This window comes from Nocardia thailandica NBRC 100428, assembly GCF_000308795.1.
GTDB lineage: Bacteria > Actinomycetota > Actinomycetes > Mycobacteriales > Mycobacteriaceae > Nocardia > Nocardia thailandica.
The window spans coordinates 1-13,907 of record NZ_BAGK01000224.1; the positions used below are offsets into that span (position 1 = coordinate 1).

Below are 13,907 nucleotides of genomic sequence, written 5' to 3' on the forward strand. Positions count from 1 at the left end.
TGCCGAGACCGGCGGCGGTGGTGACGGCCCGGCCCGCCACGCGGTGCGCGGGGATCAGGCAGGAGTGCACCGGCTCCCCGTCGAGCAGGACCGAGCAGGCGCCGCAGTCACCGCTGTCGCAACCCTTCTTCACCGCGTGCGCGCCCTGGTCGCGCAACACCGTGCGCAGGCACTGGCCCGGCGCCGGTCGCGCGTCGACCGGGCGCCCGTCGAGCTCGAATCTCATGAGCCACCTCCGGTTCCGGGCGCGGTGAGCACCAGGCGGCCGCGCAGGCCGCCCCGTTCCAGGCGGGCGTGTGCCTCGGCCGCGCGGTCGAGCGGCAGCGTGTCCGCGACGCGCAGCGTGAGGTCCGCGGCGGACAGCCGGGCGAGCGCGGGCCCGTCGGCGGCGATCCACGTGTGCCGGACGGCGATGCCGCGCAGGGGTTTCGGATCGACCCCGCCGACCACCGTGACGAAACCACCCCGATTGCGGACGGCCGCGAGCGCGGGCAGTGCCGGGCCCGCGGTGTGCAGCGCGGCGTCGACGCCGCCGGGGACGAGGGCGCGCGCGGCGTCCGCGAGGTCGGGGACCGCCCGGTCGACCACCCAGGTGGCGCCGAGCGCGCGCACCGCGTCGGCGTCCGCGGCGCCCGCGACGGCCAGCACCCGCAGGCCGCGGTGGCGCGCGGCGAGTTCGACGGCGAATCCGCCGACGGCCCCCGCCGCGCCGGTGACCAGCAGCGTCCGCCCGGGCGCCAGGTCGAGCGCGTCGAGGGCCTGGGTCGCGGTCAGCCCGTTCAGGGGCAGGGTCGCCGCCTCGACCGGGGTCCGCCCGGCCGGGGCGGGCGCGACGGCGCCTGCGTCGAGGACGACGTACTCGGCGTAGCCGCCGAGGTCGCGATCGAGCAGGTCACGCAGCCCGATGACCGCGTCGCCCGGCGTGAACCCGGCGACGTCCGCGCCGACCGCGTCGACGGTGCCCGCCACGTCCCAGCCGATCCCGGTGACCGCGCGCGGCGCCATCAGGCCCGCCTCGGTGAGCACCCCGGCCCGGGTGGCCAGGTCGACGGGGTTGACGGCGGCGGCCGCCACCCGGATCCGTACCTGGCCCGGGCCGGGCTCGGGCACCGGGACCTCGATCAGGTCGAGCACCTCGGGTCCGCCGAATGTCCGTACCACCACTGCGCGCATCGTTCGTCCTCTCCTCGGGGTCGTCTCACCGAACCTAGGGAGAGCTACTCTCTATCGGGAAGTACGTACTCCGGAGTGCGTACCGCACCCCCGGGAGAGCCGTGACTACACAGACCGCCGCCCAGCGCCGCGCCGACGAGGCCGCCGCCTACAACGCCTACCTGGCCGCCTGCCCGGCCCGTGGCCTGCTGGACCGCCTGGGCGACAAGTGGGTGAGCCTGGCGATCGTCGCGCTGTCGGAGGGCCCGATGCGCTACGCGGAACTCGACCGCCGCCTGGCGGGCGTCAGCCAGAAGATGCTGACCCAGACCCTGCGCAACCTCGAACGCGACGGCATGGTGACCCGTACCGTGACCCCGTCGGTCCCGGTCCGCGTCGAGTACGCCCTCACCCCGCTCGGCGCCGACCTGGTGCCGATCATGCGGACCATCAAGGACTGGGCCGAACGCAACATGGACCGGGTACTGGCCGCCCGGACGGCCTACGACACCCGCGAGCACTGAGCCGGGCCGCGTCATGGCGCACCCGCGCCGAGTTCCTCGGCCACCTCGGCGGCCAGCAGGCCGGTGACGTGGGCGCGCCAGTCCGGGGCGCCGTGCGGGTCGTCGAACCACAGCATCGGCGCGATCGCGTCGACGGCCGCACGCGCCGCCGATCCCGTCGGCGGGGCGGGGAAGCGCAGCACCACCGGCCGCACGGTGGCGCCGGTGACGGTCAGCGCGCAGGTGCCGTCGGGGGCGAGCCGGCCCATGACGACCGACCCGCTGCGGCCCTGGGGAGCCAGCGCGATGCGGCGCATCGCCGTCCGGGAGAACAGGCTCGCCTGCGGCACGAACACCGAGCGCAGCACCTCCCCCGGCGTCAGCCCGTTCACGCCGGGCCCGAGCACGAAGTCGCGCAGCGGAATCCGCCGCTCGCCGTCGGCCCGCCACAGCAACGCGGTGGCATCGAGGGCGACGAGCGCGCCGAGCACCGCGCCCGCGGGCAGCGAGAGGCAGACGTTGCCACCGACCGTCGCGGTGCGCCAGATCTTGTGTGAGGCGAGCAGCGCGCGGCAGGAGGCGGCGAACAGATCGGTGCCGGGCAGCCCCGGCAGCCGCCGGGCGGCGCCGAGTTCCCGGCCCGGCGCGGCGCCGGCGAACTCGGCGAGTGTGCAGGTCGCGGCGATCTCGAGCCCGTCGGGGTATTCGACGAGGGCGGGCCAGCCCAGGGTGGTGATGTCGACCAGGCGATCGAGGTGGTCGTGCGGCTCGGAGTACAGGAACGTCCCGCCCGCGAGCACCGCGCACGATCCGCCGAGCTGTGCCAGGTCGCCGCGCCCGGTGGCCGTGACGACCTCGGTGACGGTATCCAGATCCACGTCCCACCTCACTCGCGTCGTCACCCCAATCTAGGCTCGTGGAGTTGCCCCGATGTTGCGCGACACCCGGTCCAGATTGCGTCGCCGTTAATCCGCCGATATATCTCTCAGCCGCGCACCAGCTCCGCCTGGGCCGCCGCCACCGCCGCGCCGACCGCCGGCTCGTCGACCGTGCGCAGGATCCCGTCGCGCACGACTTCCCGGCCGTCGACCAGCAGCGCGGCCAGCGGCGGCGCCGCGCCGAGGACCAGCGCGACCACCGGGTCGGCGATGCCCGCGTGTGCCGCGGTGTCCAGCCGCCACAGCGCCAGGTCGGCGAGCTTTCCCGGCTCGATCGAGCCGATCTCGGCGGCCCGGCCGAGGACCCGGGCGCCGCCCATGGTCGCCAGCTCGAGCGCCCCGCGCACGGTCATGGCGCGCGGGCCGCCCGCCGCACGCGCGTAGAGCAGGGCGTTGCGCGGTTCCTCGATCATCGAGCTCGACTCGTTGCTTGCGGCGCCGTCGACACCGAGGCCGACCGGCACCCCGGCGGCGACGAGGTCGGCGGTGCGCGCGATGCCCGCGCCCAGCCTGCCGTTGGAGGTCGGGCAGTGCGCGACGCCGGTGCCGGTGCGGGCCAGTCCCGCGACGGCCTCGTCGTCGAGGTGCACGGCGTGCGCGTACCAGACGTCGGGCCCGGTCCAGCCGAGTTGCTCCATGTACTGGGCGGGGGTGCACCCGAAGGTCTCCAGGCAGTACTCCTGCTCGTCGAGGGTCTCGGCCAGGTGCGTGTGCAGGCGCACCCCGAGTTCGCGGGCGAGGGCGGCGGATTCGCGCATGAGGTCCGCGGTGACCGAGAACGGCGAGCACGGCGCCAGCCCGACGCGCACCATGGCGTCGAAGCCCGGGTCGTGCCAGGCCCGCACCGCCTGCTCGCTCGCGGCGAGGATGGCGTCGAGCGACTCGACGACCTCGTCCGGCGGGAGCCCGCCCTGGCTGCGGCCCAGGTCCATCGAACCCCGCGTCGGGTGGAAGCGCAGCCCCACCTCGGCGGCGGCCCCGATCTCGGCGGCCAGCAGGTCGCCGCCGCCGCGCGGGAACACGTAGTGGTGGTCGGCGGTGGTCGTGCAGCCGGTGCGGGCCAGCGACACCAGCGCCCCGGTGGCCGCGATCCCCACCGACTTCTCGTCGATCCGGGACCACACCGGGTACAGCGTGGTCAGCCACTCGAACAGCGTGTCGTCGGCGGCCAGCCCCCGGGTGATCCACTGGTAGAGGTGGTGGTGCGTGTTGACCAGCCCCGGCGTGAGCAGGCAGCCGCGCCCGTCGAGGCGGCGGAGCGCGGGCGGCGCGGGACCGCTGCCGACCGCCTCGATCCGGTTGCCGCGCACCGTGACCCAGCCGTCGGCGTATTCGGTGCCCGCCGCGTCGACGGTGACGACGGCGCAGCCGTCGATCACCAGATCCGCCGGGGCGTCCGGCGTTGCGCTCAGATCGTCCACGCGGGCCCCGCGTCCGGCGCGTCGGCGCGCGCCAGGGTGGCGTGGATGGAACCGTAGGGCCGGTCCGCCGCCCAGAAGACCTCGCCCGGATTGTCGATGCCGAATCGTTCGAGGTCGTAGGCGAAGTGGTGCTTGTTGGGCGCGGACAACCGGATCTCGGCCAGCACCGGGAACTCCTCGAGCACCGCCGAACCCATGGCGTACAGCGTCTGCTGCAACGCCTTGGAGTACTGGGTGGCGAAGACCGCGAGCAGCCGGGCGCGGATACCCGCGTGGACCTCGTCCCAGTCGACGCCCTCGATCTCGGCGAAGCGCCACCGCACGTCGAGTGCGGTCGCCAGCACCCGGTCGTCGGTGGGGGCGAGGGTGGTGAACTCGTCGGTGTAGAAGTCGGCGAATTCCGAGCCGGTGGACTTGAGCACCACGAGGTCGGAGATCCCGCCGATCACCCAGGCCCGTTGCTCCGCGCCCGTGCCTGCCACCGTGACCGCGACCGTGCGCACCTCGGGCCCCTGCCGCACCCAGGCGTGGTCGTGCCCGGCGCCGTCCACGGTGACCCGCTGCCACCCGTAGGAGTCCACGTCGACGCGGGCCGACCGCACCGGCCCGACGGTGTCGGTGAAGTGCCGTCCGAGCGCGAGCGCGTAGTCCTCGACCGTGGTCAGGCCCTGCTTCTCCGCGAACACGTAGGCCATGTGTTTCTGGGTGTCGGTGGGCAGCACCTGGCGCTGGTCACCGTCGGTGTAGGCGGCGGCGAAGTCGCCGCGCAGCGTCGTGGAGACGTTCACGTCGCGGATCTCGTGCCGTGGACCGCCACGGAAGAAACGGACGACCCGGTTCTCGGCCTTCCCGTACCGATTGTCGGACAACACGATCGGACCGCTCAACGGCATGAATTATCAGCTCCCTCGATAGGTGGAAAAGGCGAACGGCGACAGCAGCAGCGGCACGTGCAGATGCCGCTCGCCGCGCGCCGCGAAAGTGATGGAGACCTCGGGGTAGAAGGTGTCGGTCCCGGTCCTGGCGAAATATTCACCGGTGTCGAAGGAAAGGCGGTAGACACCGTCCGGCAATTCCGTGGCCAATGTCCCGATACGGCCGTCGGTGTCGGTGGCACCCGAGGCCACGGCCTCGCCGCCGCGGAACAGGGTCACCGCGACCCCGGCGGCGGGCAGGCCGCGCACGGCGTCGAGGACGTGCGTGCTCAGCCCGGTCATCCGGTCACCCGATCGATCAGCCGCAACCGGTTTATCCTGCCCAATTCCGTTCTCATGACCTGCCTTTCGGTCGCGGGGTCGTTGCCGAGCCGCGCCTGGAGCACGGCGAGCAGTTCCTCCCCGTCGCGCCCGGCGGCGCACACCAGGTAGACGTGCCCGAATTTCTCCTCGTAGACGCGGTTCGCCTCGGCCAGCCGGGCCCGGATCCGGTCGCCGCGCACCCCGGCCTGCTCGCGCGCGGAGGCGCCCGCGGTGACCCGCTCGCCGATGCGGGGGTGCCCGGCGAGGGCGGCGTCGAGGCCCTCCTCGCCGAGTGCGGCCAGCGCGGCGTCCGCGGCGGCGAGCAGGGCCGCCCGGTCCGGATAGGGCCTGCCGCGTTCGAGCGCCCGCACCCACTCCGGCGCCGCGCAGCAGGCGGCGAGCAATCGCTCGGCCGCCGGGGTCGCCAGCCGGTTGAACGCCTCAACTCCGATCGCGTCGCCGTCCATGCAGCCAGCATCGGCCAGACCCCGCCGGAATGCCACCGGAGCAGGGATTTCTCACTTTGGCGTGTCGTCGCCGTAGCGGCACGCATCCGTAATCGTCCGGCAACACGACGGGCCTATGGTCGCGCGCATGCGTGCCCCGAACCGGTCGACCGACCGCTCGTGCACCGGTCTGGTCCTTGCCGCCGGTGCGGGTACGCGCTACGGCAGCCCCAAGGTGCTGGCCGAGGGCGGCACCTGGCTGCAGTCGGCGGTGGCCGCGCTGCGCGAGGGCGGCTGCGATCCGGTGGTCGTCCTGCTCGGCGCGACCGGCCCGGACCCGGCGGCGGCCGGCCTGGACCCGGCGACCGCCTGGCACTGGGTGCCGGATTGGGCCACCGGATTGAGCGCCACCGTCCGCGCCGGGCTCGGTGTCGCCGCCGCTGCCGGAACCCGCTACGTGGCAATACTTCCGGTGGACATTCCGGATATGAACGCGCGGGTGGTGTCAAGAGTTCTCGACGCCGCCCTGCGAAATCCGGCGGGCCTCGCACGGGCTGTGTTCCACGACACACCGGGACACCCGGCTGTGATAGAGAACAAGCACTGGACCGGCGTTTTGGCCACCGCCGTAGGCGACAAGGGAGCCGGTTCCTATTTGGGCACCCGGCAGGATATGGTGTGCGTCACGTGCGACGACTTGGCGACAGGGGCCGATCGCGATTTCCCGGGGGTCGGCGCACGGTGATCGGAGTTTGAGAAATGCGCGACATCGTCGATGACCTTCTGCGGGTGTGGCATTCGGGCCGAACCGGTGGCATGGCCACCGTGGTCCGGAATATCGGCGCCAGCGCATTGCCGATCGGGGCGGCCATGCTGGTCATGCCCAACGGCGGTGTCTCGGGCACGCTCGGCGCGAGCCGGCTCGAGGAGACCCTCTACGAAGCGGCCCAGGAGGCCGCGCGGACCGGTGTCCGCGAGCTACGCCGCTACAGCCTGATCACCGGAATGGAATCGGGCGCCGACGACGGCAGCCTCGTCGACGTGTTCATCGAGCCGTTCTCCTGCCGCGATTTCCCGGAATTCCCCGCCGTCGCCGCCGATATCCAGGCCCATCGCCGGGTCACCGTGTTCACCGTGGTCTGGAATCAGGACCCCGATGTCATCGGCCAGCATCTGATCACCGACCGCAAGCACGCCACCGAGCTGGTCGCGCTGCCGGAGTCCGACCTGTTCGTCGCCTCGTACTCCCCGCCGCCGCGCATGATCATCTTCGGCGCGAACGCCTTCGCGGCCACCCTGTCGGTCCAGGCCCGGATGATCGGCTACCGGGTCAGCATCTGCGATTCGCGCCCCGAATTCGCCGACCCGGCCAACTTCCCCGGCGCCGAGGTCGTGGTGGACTGGCCGCACCGCTACCTCAACACCCTGGCCGCGGCGGGCGAGATCGACAGCACCACCGGCATCGTCGTCCTCGCCAACGAGCCCCGGTTCGAGATCCCGCTGCTGACCGTCGCGCTGCGCCTGCCCGAACTCGGCTACCTGGCCGCGCTCGGCTCCCCCGCCGACCAGGCCCGCCGGCTCGACGACCTGCGCGCGGGCGGTTTCGACGACGACACGCTGTCGCGGCTGCACGTGCCTGCCGGGCTGGAGCAGGGTGCGCGCAGCCCCGCCGAGACCGCGGTGTTCGTGGCCGCGGACTTCCTGTCCACCCGCGACGGCCTCGGCCAGACCGCCTCGCGGCACTCCTACGGGGCCCACTCGGTCGGCCTGGCCATCTGAGGCCGGGGCTAACGCAGCCCCGGGTTCTCCGCGTACACCTCGCGCAGCACCGACAGGTCGAACAGCTGCGCGGCGGTGATGTCGATCTTCGCCGTACGCAGCGCGGCGATGTTCTGCTCGACCAGCGCGTCGGTCATGGTCAGCAGGCCGTCGGTCCGCGTGGCCGCCGAGACGACGAGGTCGTTCTGCGCCCGCGCCTCGAGGGTCTGCTCGGCCAGGTCCAGCTTCTGGTCCTTGCCGTACACCTCGACGGCCAGCCGGGCCGATTCCGCGGGATCGGCGACGGCGTCCTTCCAGCCCTTGATCTCCGCGGTCAGGAACGCCTTGAGCTTGTCGCGTTCGGTGTCGATCGTCTTCTGGGTGACCGTGAGCGTCTCCGCGACCAGCGGCAGCCCGAAATCGGCGAACAGGAAATGGGTATTGGCGAAACCCTTCGCCGTCAGCGTGATCGGCTCGTTGGTGACATAACTGACCCAGCCGTCGACCTCGCCGTTGGCCAGCGGGGTCGGGTCGAATTGCGCGGGCACGATCGTGACGTCGCCGGGTTTCATGCCGTTGGCGCTGAGCAGGGCGTTGAAGATCAGCTGATTGGTGTCCTGGACGCCGATCCGGCGGCCTTTCATGTCCGCGGGCGAGGTGATCGGCCTGGCCGCCGAGCTGACGATGGCGAACGGATTCTTCTGATAGGTGGCCGCCACGATCTTGGCGGGCAGACCCTCGAGAACCGCGGGGGCCGTCGTCTGCGGCGCCGACAGCCCCAGCCACACTTTGCCGGTGTCGAGACCGGCTTCCACGGACGTGCTGGCCGCGCCGCCCGCGACGAGATTCACCGAACCGAAACCGGCGTCCCGGAAATAGCCGCGCGCATCGGCGAAGTACTCGCCCGCGAATTCGATGTTCTTGAGCCAGGAGAGCTGCACCGCCACGGTGCCGAATCTCGACCCGTCGGGGGTGGTGCCGTTCGGTGTGTCGCCGTCGCCGCCGCCACCGCACGCGGCGAGCAGGCCCGCGCCGCCCAGGGCCGCACCCGTCAGCGCGGAGTATCGGAGAAATGCACGGCGATCCAGGGGTACGCGAGTCATAGCGCGAATCTAGGAGCGCGCCGTTTCGTTCTCTTTTCCCGCAGGTTCCGAATTCCGCCGCGGTCATTCCCGCGCGGCGGGGGTGCCCAGCCGCGCCAGGACGAGGTTCTCCAGGACGCCGACGGCCGCGTACACCAGCACCGAGATCACGGTCACCACCACGATGGAGGCCCACAGCCTGCTGTACTGGAACATCGGAATCGCGCGGACCAGCGCGGCGCCCAATCCGGCTCCGCTGCCGAGCCATTCGCCGAGCAGCGCGCCGATCAGCGCGCCGGGCACCGAGATCCGCGCCGCGGCGAACACGGACGGCAGCGCGGCGGGCACCGCGACCAGCCGCAGCTGCGCCCAGCGCGAACCCCCGTACACCGCCACCACTTCCATGGCCTGCGCCGAGGCCGAGCGCAGGCCCGCCATGATCATCACCAGGGCCGGGAAGAACACCACGATCGCCGACAGCACGGCGACGCCGGTCGGCCCGCGCCCGAAGATCAGCACGACGATCGGGCACAGCGCGACCAACGGCACCGAGCGCAACAGCACCGCGACCGGCAGGAAGGTCCGGCGCAGCGCGGTCGAGACGACGAACAGCGCGGCGACCACGACCGCGGCCACCATGCCCGCCGTGAAGCCGAGCGCGGCGTCGCGCAGCGTGATCGCCAGGTCGGCGCCGATGGCGCGGCGGGCGGCGGGCGCGCCGTCCCCGGTGACGAGGTAGGCCCAGATGTCGGCCGGTGTCTTGCCGACCCGGGGCCCGATCTGCGGGAACGCGAGCAGGAAGACCCACCAGATCCCGGTGAGCAGGACCAGCGCGGTGCACAGCGGGAGCAGGAAGCGCCCCACCCGGGCGAGCGCCCCGAGGGCCGCCGGCCTCATGCCCGCGCCCCCGCCGTCCAGGGGGCGGCCAGCCGGGCCAGCGCCGCGATCAGCAGATAGCCGAGCCCGGCCAGTGCGGCGGCGGCCAGCGCCAATCCCCAGGTCCGCGGCACGTTGTAGGCGGTCTGCGCAGCGGTGAGGGCGACACCGATGCCGCTGTCGACCCCGCCGAGGTACTCGCCGATGATGGCGCCGAGGACCGCCGACGGCGCGGCGATCTGCAGGGCGGCGAAGGTGTTCGGCAGCGCGGCGATCGCCCGGACCCGGACGAACTGCTGCCACTTCCCGCCGCCGTAGACCCGCACCAGCTCCAGGCTGGTGCGGTCGGCCGAGCGCAGCCCGGCGACCACACCGACCATGGTGGTGAAGAAGCAGTACATCGCGGCGAGGAACACCGTCGGGGTGCGCCCGCCGAACACCACGAGGATGATCGGCCCGAGGGCGACCAGGGGGGTGCAGTAGCTCAGCACCGCGAGCTGGGTGGCCAGCGGTTCGATCCGCGGCACCAGCACGATCGCCGTGGCCAGCGCGATGGCCAGGCCGTTCCCCCACAGGAACCCGCGCAGCGCGCCGAGCGCCGTGACCGCGACGTTGGGCCCGTACAGCGCCCACCCGTCGGTCCACATCGTGTGCGCGACCGTCCACGGGCCGGGCACGGTCCCGCCCGCCACGCCGGCCGCGGCGGCCAGCCACCAGGCCGCGACCAGCACCGTCACCCCGAGAACGCCACCGAACCGGCTCATGCCGCGGCCCCGCCGAACAGTAACTCCGACAGGTGATCACAGATGCGGTGGAACTCGGGGGTGCGCATCATCTCGGGCGTTCGCGGGCGGGGCAGGTCGATCTCGACCACCTCGCGGACCCGGCCCGGCCGGGGGCTCAGCACGGCGACCACGTCGGAGAGGAAGACGGCCTCGGCGATGCCGTGCGTGACCATGAGGGTGGTGGCGGGTTTCTCTGTCCAGATCCGCAGCAGTTCCAGGTTCAGGCGCTGCCGGGTCATGTCGTCCAGCGCGCCGAAGGGTTCGTCGAGCAGCAGCACCGAGGGCTGCACCACCAGCGCCCGCGCGATCGAGACCCGCTGGCGCATCCCGCCGGACAACTGCGCGGGCTTGGCCTTCTCGAAGCCTTCCAGCCCGACGAGGGCGATCAGCTCGGCGATCCGGCCCGGCGCGGCGGGCAGGCCCGCGACCTGCAGGGGCAGCGCGATATTGGCCTCGACGCTGCGCCACGGCAGCAGCGCGGAGTCCTGGAACGCGATGCCGAGCTCGTGCGAGGCCCGCACCTGTTCGGGCGTGCGGCCCCCGATCAGCGCCGACCCACCACCGGGTAGCTCCAGCCCGGCCAGGATCCGCAGCACCGTCGACTTGCCGCACCCCGACGGCCCGAGCAGCGACAGGAACGATCCCGCTCCGGTCCGCAGATCGACCCGATCCAGCGCGCGCACGGTTTCCCGGCCCGCCCGGAACGTCTTGGTCAGCCCATTGATCTCGATACCGGAACCCATGGGCGCCACCATAAAAGGCGCCCGTTGCACCGATATTGCGTCGCGGCCGCCACTATTGCGCGGCCGTTACGGCTGGGTACCCGTCAGACGACGGCGGGCCGCATCGCCAGTCCGGAACGCACGAAGTAGGCGATCTCCTCGCAGATCTCGTCCACCGAAATCGCGTCGCCGGGCACCGTCGCGTGCACCATTTCCTGCGCGAGGGAGTTCACCGCGCCGATCACCGCGAGCGCGAACAAGCGGAATCCGCGATCACCCGCCTCGCCGCGCGCGGCGGCGCGTTGCGCCTCGGAGGTGAGCACCGCCGAAATGGAACGCCGCTGCGAACGCCGCCAATCCTCGACGGCCGGGCTCACCCCGACGACCTCGACGAAATACACCCGCGCGGCCCGCCGATCCCGGCAGGTGACGCCGAGGAACGCCCGGAAACTCTCCACGACGCGGACCGCGAGCGTCTCGTCGTCGGTGCGGTCGAGCGCCTCGCCGAGCCGTTCGAGGGCGGTGGAATTCATGCGGTCCACCACCGCGATGAGCAATGCCTCCCGGCTGCCCATATCCTCGTAGAAACTGCGGGTCGACACATTCGCCGTGGCGCACAACCGCTCGATGGAGGTGGCCGCATAGCCCTGGGTGCCGAACAATTCCAGCGCGGCGTCCATCAATCTGCTGCGCCGCAGCGCGACTCGCTGCTGCCGAGTGAGTCCGCCGTAATTCCGGCCGTTATCGATGTCAGTTCCGCGCCGCACCACCCGTAGATGCTAGCGCGCGGCGCGCAATCGGTCGGGTGGATTGCGGCGCACCGATTTTCACTCCGGCGGTTCGACCGCCGGGCGCACCGGCCAGGCGTGCGCGGCCAGCCGCTCGCTGACGCGGGCGACATCGCTTTCCGCGGGCATCTCGTCGGTGATCCGGGTGATCATCACCCCGACGTCGGCCGTGTCGATCGGCATCTCGCCGGAGGCGATCAGGTCGGCGGCCACCCGCGCGACCTCCTCGTCGGTCAGCCTGCGCCGCAGCAGCGCCAGCAGCGGGATGTAGTCGGACTCCGGCACACCCTCCGGGTAGCCGGCCCGCAGCCAGGCGACGATCGCGCTCAGGAAGGGGAGCGGGCTCATGGCATCAGCTCTCGTCGGCGGTGACGTCCAGTGGCGTGTCCAGCGGCCAGCCGCCCTCGGCCAGATGCGTGGCGACGCGGGCGACGTCGTCCGGGGAGGGCCGCTCCTTCGCGTACTCGGCGATCGCGGCCTCGATCTCGTCGTGACCGATCGCCTCGCGCTCCGGGTTCGACTCGATCAGGGTCTCGGCGACCGCGGCCACCTCGTAGTCGGTGAGGTGGCGGTGCAGCACCGCCAGCAGCGCGACGTAATCCGACTGCGGAATGCCCTGGGGATACCCCGCGCGCAACCACTGCAGGACGCGCTTCAGGACATTCGGGCGGACTTTCGCGTCCTCGGTCATTTCCCTCCGAACAGTTGGATCCCGGTCTGGTGGGCGATGAAGTCCTTCGCGGTGAACAGGACGCCGGTGACGATCGCGACGACGATGACCACGACGCAGATCAGCGCGCCGGCCAAGGCGACGTAGTTGCGCCGCACCCGCCCGTCGGCGTCGACGGTCTCCGCGTTGCCCCACCAGCGCACGGCGAAGGCGAACACCATCGGCAGCCCGGCGCCCAGCACCAGCGCGGCGAGGACCACCTTCCACAGCGAGCTCACATTGTTGATCAGCGTGTGCACGGCGCGCTCCTACCCGTGATTCTGGTCGACGCGCGGCTGCTCCGCATCCGCTGCGGGACCGGACGGCGGGACCGGCGGCGCCGCCTGCTCCCCCGGCCACTCGTTGACGTTGTGGGTGCCGACCGGGTCGCGCCGCGACCGCAGGTAGATGGTCAGCGACAGGCCGATCAGCAGCGCGAAGACCACCAGCACGCCGGGCAGGCCGCCGATCAGGTGGGCGATGGCCCAGCAGATCGCGCCGACCACGCCCGCGGCGGGCAACGTCAGCATCCAGGTGACCGCCATCCGGCCCATCACGCCCCACCGCACCTCCGCGCCCTTGCCGATGCCGGTGCCGAGGATGGCGCCGGTGGCGGTCTGGGTGGTCGACAGCGGCAGGCCGAAGTGCGCCGAGGTCAGGATGATCGCGGCCGAGGTCGACTCGGCGGCGAGGCCCTGCGGCGACTCGATCTCGACCAGGCCCTTGCCGAGGGTGCGGATGATCCGCCAGCCGCCGAGGTAGGTGCCGAGCGCGATCGCGACCGCGCAGGATGCCATCACCCACAGCGGCAGGTGGTCGTCGGCGTCGACCGAGCCGTAGGCGACCAGGGCGAGGAAGATGACGCCCATGGTCTTCTGCGCGTCGTTGGTGCCGTGGGCCAGCGAGACCAGCGAGGCCGAGCCGATCTGGCCCCAGCGGAACCCCTGCTCGGTCTTGGCGTGCTCGGTGCCGCGGGTGATCCGGTAGACGAGGAAGGTGCCCAGCGCCGACACCATCGCGGCGATCACCGGGGCGAGCAGCGCCGGGATGACGATCTTGACCAGCACGCCCTGCGAGCCCGAGGCCCAGACGACACCGGAGAACCCGAGCGCGGCGATGGTGGCGCCGATGAGACCGCCGAACAGCGCGTGCGAGGAACTGGACGGCAGGCCGAACAGCCAGGTCAGCAGGTTCCACAGGATGCCGCCGACCAGGCCGGCGAAGACGATGATCAACAGGTCCTGCCCGCCGACGTCGTCCAGTTGGACGATCCCCTTGGCCACGGTCGCCGCCACCGACACCGACAGGAACGCGCCGACCAGGTTCAGCAGACCCGACAGCGCCACCGCGACCCTCGGCTTCAGCGCGCCGGTGGCGATGGAGGTCGCCATGGCGTTGGCCGTGTCGTGGAAGCCGTTGGTGAAATCGAAGGCGAGAGCGGTGACGATGACGATCAGCAGGACCAGTAATTCGGCGCTCACCCCCACAG

At 72.1% G+C, this 13,907-nt stretch carries 19 protein-coding genes; 3 read left to right on the forward strand and 16 right to left on the reverse strand.

The genetic code is table 11. The features are described 5' to 3' along the window. Positions 1-226, reverse strand: a 226-nt coding sequence (locus ON36_RS25620; protein ID WP_043658679.1) for a (2Fe-2S)-binding protein, incomplete at its 3' end; no start/stop codon positions are given. Beyond that, on the reverse strand, positions 223-1,173 hold the full coding sequence (locus ON36_RS25625; protein ID WP_043658681.1) for an NADP-dependent oxidoreductase: 951 nt from the start codon (positions 1,171-1,173) through the stop codon (positions 223-225). The genes ON36_RS25625 and ON36_RS25620, both read right to left, overlap by 4 nt. Before the next feature lie 101 nt (positions 1,174-1,274). Between ON36_RS25625 and ON36_RS25630 the strand changes: the two genes are divergently transcribed. Next, a complete protein-coding gene (locus ON36_RS25630) occupies positions 1,275-1,676 on the forward strand; it encodes a winged helix-turn-helix transcriptional regulator (RefSeq protein ID WP_043658682.1) in 402 nt (133 codons plus the stop codon). Positions 1,677-1,687: 11 nt separating this feature from the next. Here the strand turns inward: ON36_RS25630 and ON36_RS25635 are convergent, their stop codons facing one another. The 5 genes from ON36_RS25635 to uraD all read right to left on the reverse strand — a co-directional run bounded on the left by ON36_RS25635 (position 1,688) and on the right by uraD (position 5,719). Continuing rightward, positions 1,688-2,533: an FAD binding domain-containing protein gene (locus ON36_RS25635; RefSeq protein WP_043658684.1), complete on the reverse strand. Its 846-nt coding sequence runs from the start codon at positions 2,531-2,533 to the stop codon at positions 1,688-1,690. 107 nt (positions 2,534-2,640) lie between these two features. Continuing rightward, positions 2,641-4,014, reverse strand: coding sequence for an 8-oxoguanine deaminase (locus ON36_RS25640; protein WP_245558200.1), 1,374 nt, complete (start codon positions 4,012-4,014; stop codon positions 2,641-2,643). Then, positions 4,002-4,907: a factor-independent urate hydroxylase gene (gene pucL / locus ON36_RS25645; RefSeq protein WP_043658685.1), complete on the reverse strand. Its 906-nt coding sequence runs from the start codon at positions 4,905-4,907 to the stop codon at positions 4,002-4,004. The genes ON36_RS25640 and pucL overlap by 13 nt, the downstream gene beginning before the upstream one ends. A gap of 6 nt (positions 4,908-4,913) precedes the next feature. Then, positions 4,914-5,231, reverse strand: coding sequence for a hydroxyisourate hydrolase (gene uraH, locus ON36_RS25650; protein WP_043658686.1), 318 nt, complete (start codon positions 5,229-5,231; stop codon positions 4,914-4,916). Next, positions 5,228-5,719: a 2-oxo-4-hydroxy-4-carboxy-5-ureidoimidazoline decarboxylase gene (gene uraD, locus ON36_RS25655; RefSeq protein ID WP_043658688.1), complete on the reverse strand. Its 492-nt coding sequence runs from the start codon at positions 5,717-5,719 to the stop codon at positions 5,228-5,230. The genes uraH and uraD overlap by 4 nt, the downstream gene beginning before the upstream one ends. Positions 5,720-5,834: 115 nt before the next feature. Here uraD and ON36_RS25660 point away from each other — a divergent pair, with 115 nt between their 5' ends. Together ON36_RS25660 and ON36_RS25665 are read left to right on the forward strand one after the other, a co-directional pair. Then, complete coding sequence (locus ON36_RS25660) at positions 5,835-6,443, forward strand: nucleotidyltransferase family protein (RefSeq protein WP_245558201.1); 609 nt, start codon at positions 5,835-5,837, stop codon at positions 6,441-6,443. Between the two features lie 14 nt (positions 6,444-6,457). Further along, the gene (locus ON36_RS25665; RefSeq protein WP_052314350.1) at positions 6,458-7,477 is read left to right on the forward strand and encodes an XdhC family protein; all 1,020 of its coding nucleotides are present in this window, start codon (positions 6,458-6,460) and stop codon (positions 7,475-7,477) included. Positions 7,478-7,485: 8 nt separating this feature from the next. On the opposite strand, the gene ON36_RS25670 is transcribed toward ON36_RS25665, so the two are convergent. The 9 genes from ON36_RS25670 to ON36_RS25710 all read right to left on the reverse strand — a co-directional run bounded on the left by ON36_RS25670 (position 7,486) and on the right by ON36_RS25710 (position 13,899). Next, positions 7,486-8,559: an ABC transporter substrate-binding protein gene (locus ON36_RS25670; RefSeq protein ID WP_043658690.1), complete on the reverse strand. Its 1,074-nt coding sequence runs from the start codon at positions 8,557-8,559 to the stop codon at positions 7,486-7,488. A gap of 63 nt (positions 8,560-8,622) precedes the next feature. Beyond that, positions 8,623-9,435, reverse strand: coding sequence for an ABC transporter permease (locus tag ON36_RS25675; protein ID WP_043658692.1), 813 nt, complete (start codon positions 9,433-9,435; stop codon positions 8,623-8,625). Continuing rightward, positions 9,432-10,178 carry an ABC transporter permease gene (locus ON36_RS25680; RefSeq protein WP_043658694.1) on the reverse strand — a complete coding sequence of 249 codons (747 nt, stop codon included), beginning with the start codon at positions 10,176-10,178 and terminating at the stop codon, positions 9,432-9,434. Before ON36_RS25680 ends, ON36_RS25675 begins: the two co-directional genes overlap by 4 nt. Beyond that, on the reverse strand, positions 10,175-10,954 hold the full coding sequence (locus ON36_RS25685; protein ID WP_052314351.1) for an ABC transporter ATP-binding protein: 780 nt from the start codon (positions 10,952-10,954) through the stop codon (positions 10,175-10,177). The genes ON36_RS25680 and ON36_RS25685 overlap by 4 nt, the downstream gene beginning before the upstream one ends. Positions 10,955-11,025: 71 nt before the next feature. Continuing rightward, positions 11,026-11,601, reverse strand: coding sequence for a TetR/AcrR family transcriptional regulator (locus ON36_RS25690; RefSeq protein WP_083885420.1), 576 nt, complete (start codon positions 11,599-11,601; stop codon positions 11,026-11,028). Between the two features lie 147 nt (positions 11,602-11,748). Further along, on the reverse strand, positions 11,749-12,057 hold the full coding sequence (locus tag ON36_RS25695) for a DUF3349 domain-containing protein (protein ID WP_043658699.1): 309 nt from the start codon (positions 12,055-12,057) through the stop codon (positions 11,749-11,751). 4 nt (positions 12,058-12,061) lie between these two features. Further along, the gene (locus tag ON36_RS25700) at positions 12,062-12,400 is read right to left on the reverse strand and encodes a DUF3349 domain-containing protein (protein ID WP_043658701.1); all 339 of its coding nucleotides are present in this window, start codon (positions 12,398-12,400) and stop codon (positions 12,062-12,064) included. Then, entirely contained in the window at positions 12,397-12,678 is a 282-nt protein-coding gene (locus tag ON36_RS25705) for a hypothetical protein (RefSeq protein ID WP_043658704.1), read from the reverse strand. The genes ON36_RS25700 and ON36_RS25705 overlap by 4 nt, the downstream gene beginning before the upstream one ends. 9 nt (positions 12,679-12,687) lie before the next feature. Beyond that, complete coding sequence (locus tag ON36_RS25710; protein WP_043658707.1) at positions 12,688-13,899, reverse strand: inorganic phosphate transporter; 1,212 nt, start codon at positions 13,897-13,899, stop codon at positions 12,688-12,690. Positions 13,900-13,907 lie beyond the last annotated feature (8 nt).

Bases quoted from the DNA above. Each gene is read 5' to 3' on its own strand.
- ON36_RS25625 (WP_043658681.1), bottom strand. From the start codon at position 1,173: ATGCGCGCAGTGGTGGTACGGACATTCGGCGGACCCGAGGTGCTCGAC.
- pucL (WP_043658685.1), bottom strand. From the start codon at position 4,907: ATGCCGTTGAGCGGTCCGATCGTGTTGTCCGACAATCGGTACGGGAAG.
- uraH (WP_043658686.1), bottom strand. From the start codon at position 5,231: ATGACCGGGCTGAGCACGCACGTCCTCGACGCCGTGCGCGGCCTGCCC.
- uraD (WP_043658688.1), bottom strand. From the start codon at position 5,719: ATGGACGGCGACGCGATCGGAGTTGAGGCGTTCAACCGGCTGGCGACC.
- ON36_RS25660 (WP_245558201.1), top strand. From the start codon at position 5,835: ATGGTCGCGCGCATGCGTGCCCCGAACCGGTCGACCGACCGCTCGTGC.
- ON36_RS25665 (WP_052314350.1), top strand. From the start codon at position 6,458: ATGCGCGACATCGTCGATGACCTTCTGCGGGTGTGGCATTCGGGCCGA.
- ON36_RS25670 (WP_043658690.1), bottom strand. From the start codon at position 8,559: ATGACTCGCGTACCCCTGGATCGCCGTGCATTTCTCCGATACTCCGCG.
- ON36_RS25675 (WP_043658692.1), bottom strand. From the start codon at position 9,435: ATGAGGCCGGCGGCCCTCGGGGCGCTCGCCCGGGTGGGGCGCTTCCTG.
- ON36_RS25680 (WP_043658694.1), bottom strand. From the start codon at position 10,178: ATGAGCCGGTTCGGTGGCGTTCTCGGGGTGACGGTGCTGGTCGCGGCC.
- ON36_RS25685 (WP_052314351.1), bottom strand. From the start codon at position 10,954: ATGGTGGCGCCCATGGGTTCCGGTATCGAGATCAATGGGCTGACCAAG.
- ON36_RS25690 (WP_083885420.1), bottom strand. From the start codon at position 11,601: ATGGACGCCGCGCTGGAATTGTTCGGCACCCAGGGCTATGCGGCCACC.
- ON36_RS25695 (WP_043658699.1), bottom strand. From the start codon at position 12,057: ATGAGCCCGCTCCCCTTCCTGAGCGCGATCGTCGCCTGGCTGCGGGCC.
- ON36_RS25700 (WP_043658701.1), bottom strand. From the start codon at position 12,400: ATGACCGAGGACGCGAAAGTCCGCCCGAATGTCCTGAAGCGCGTCCTG.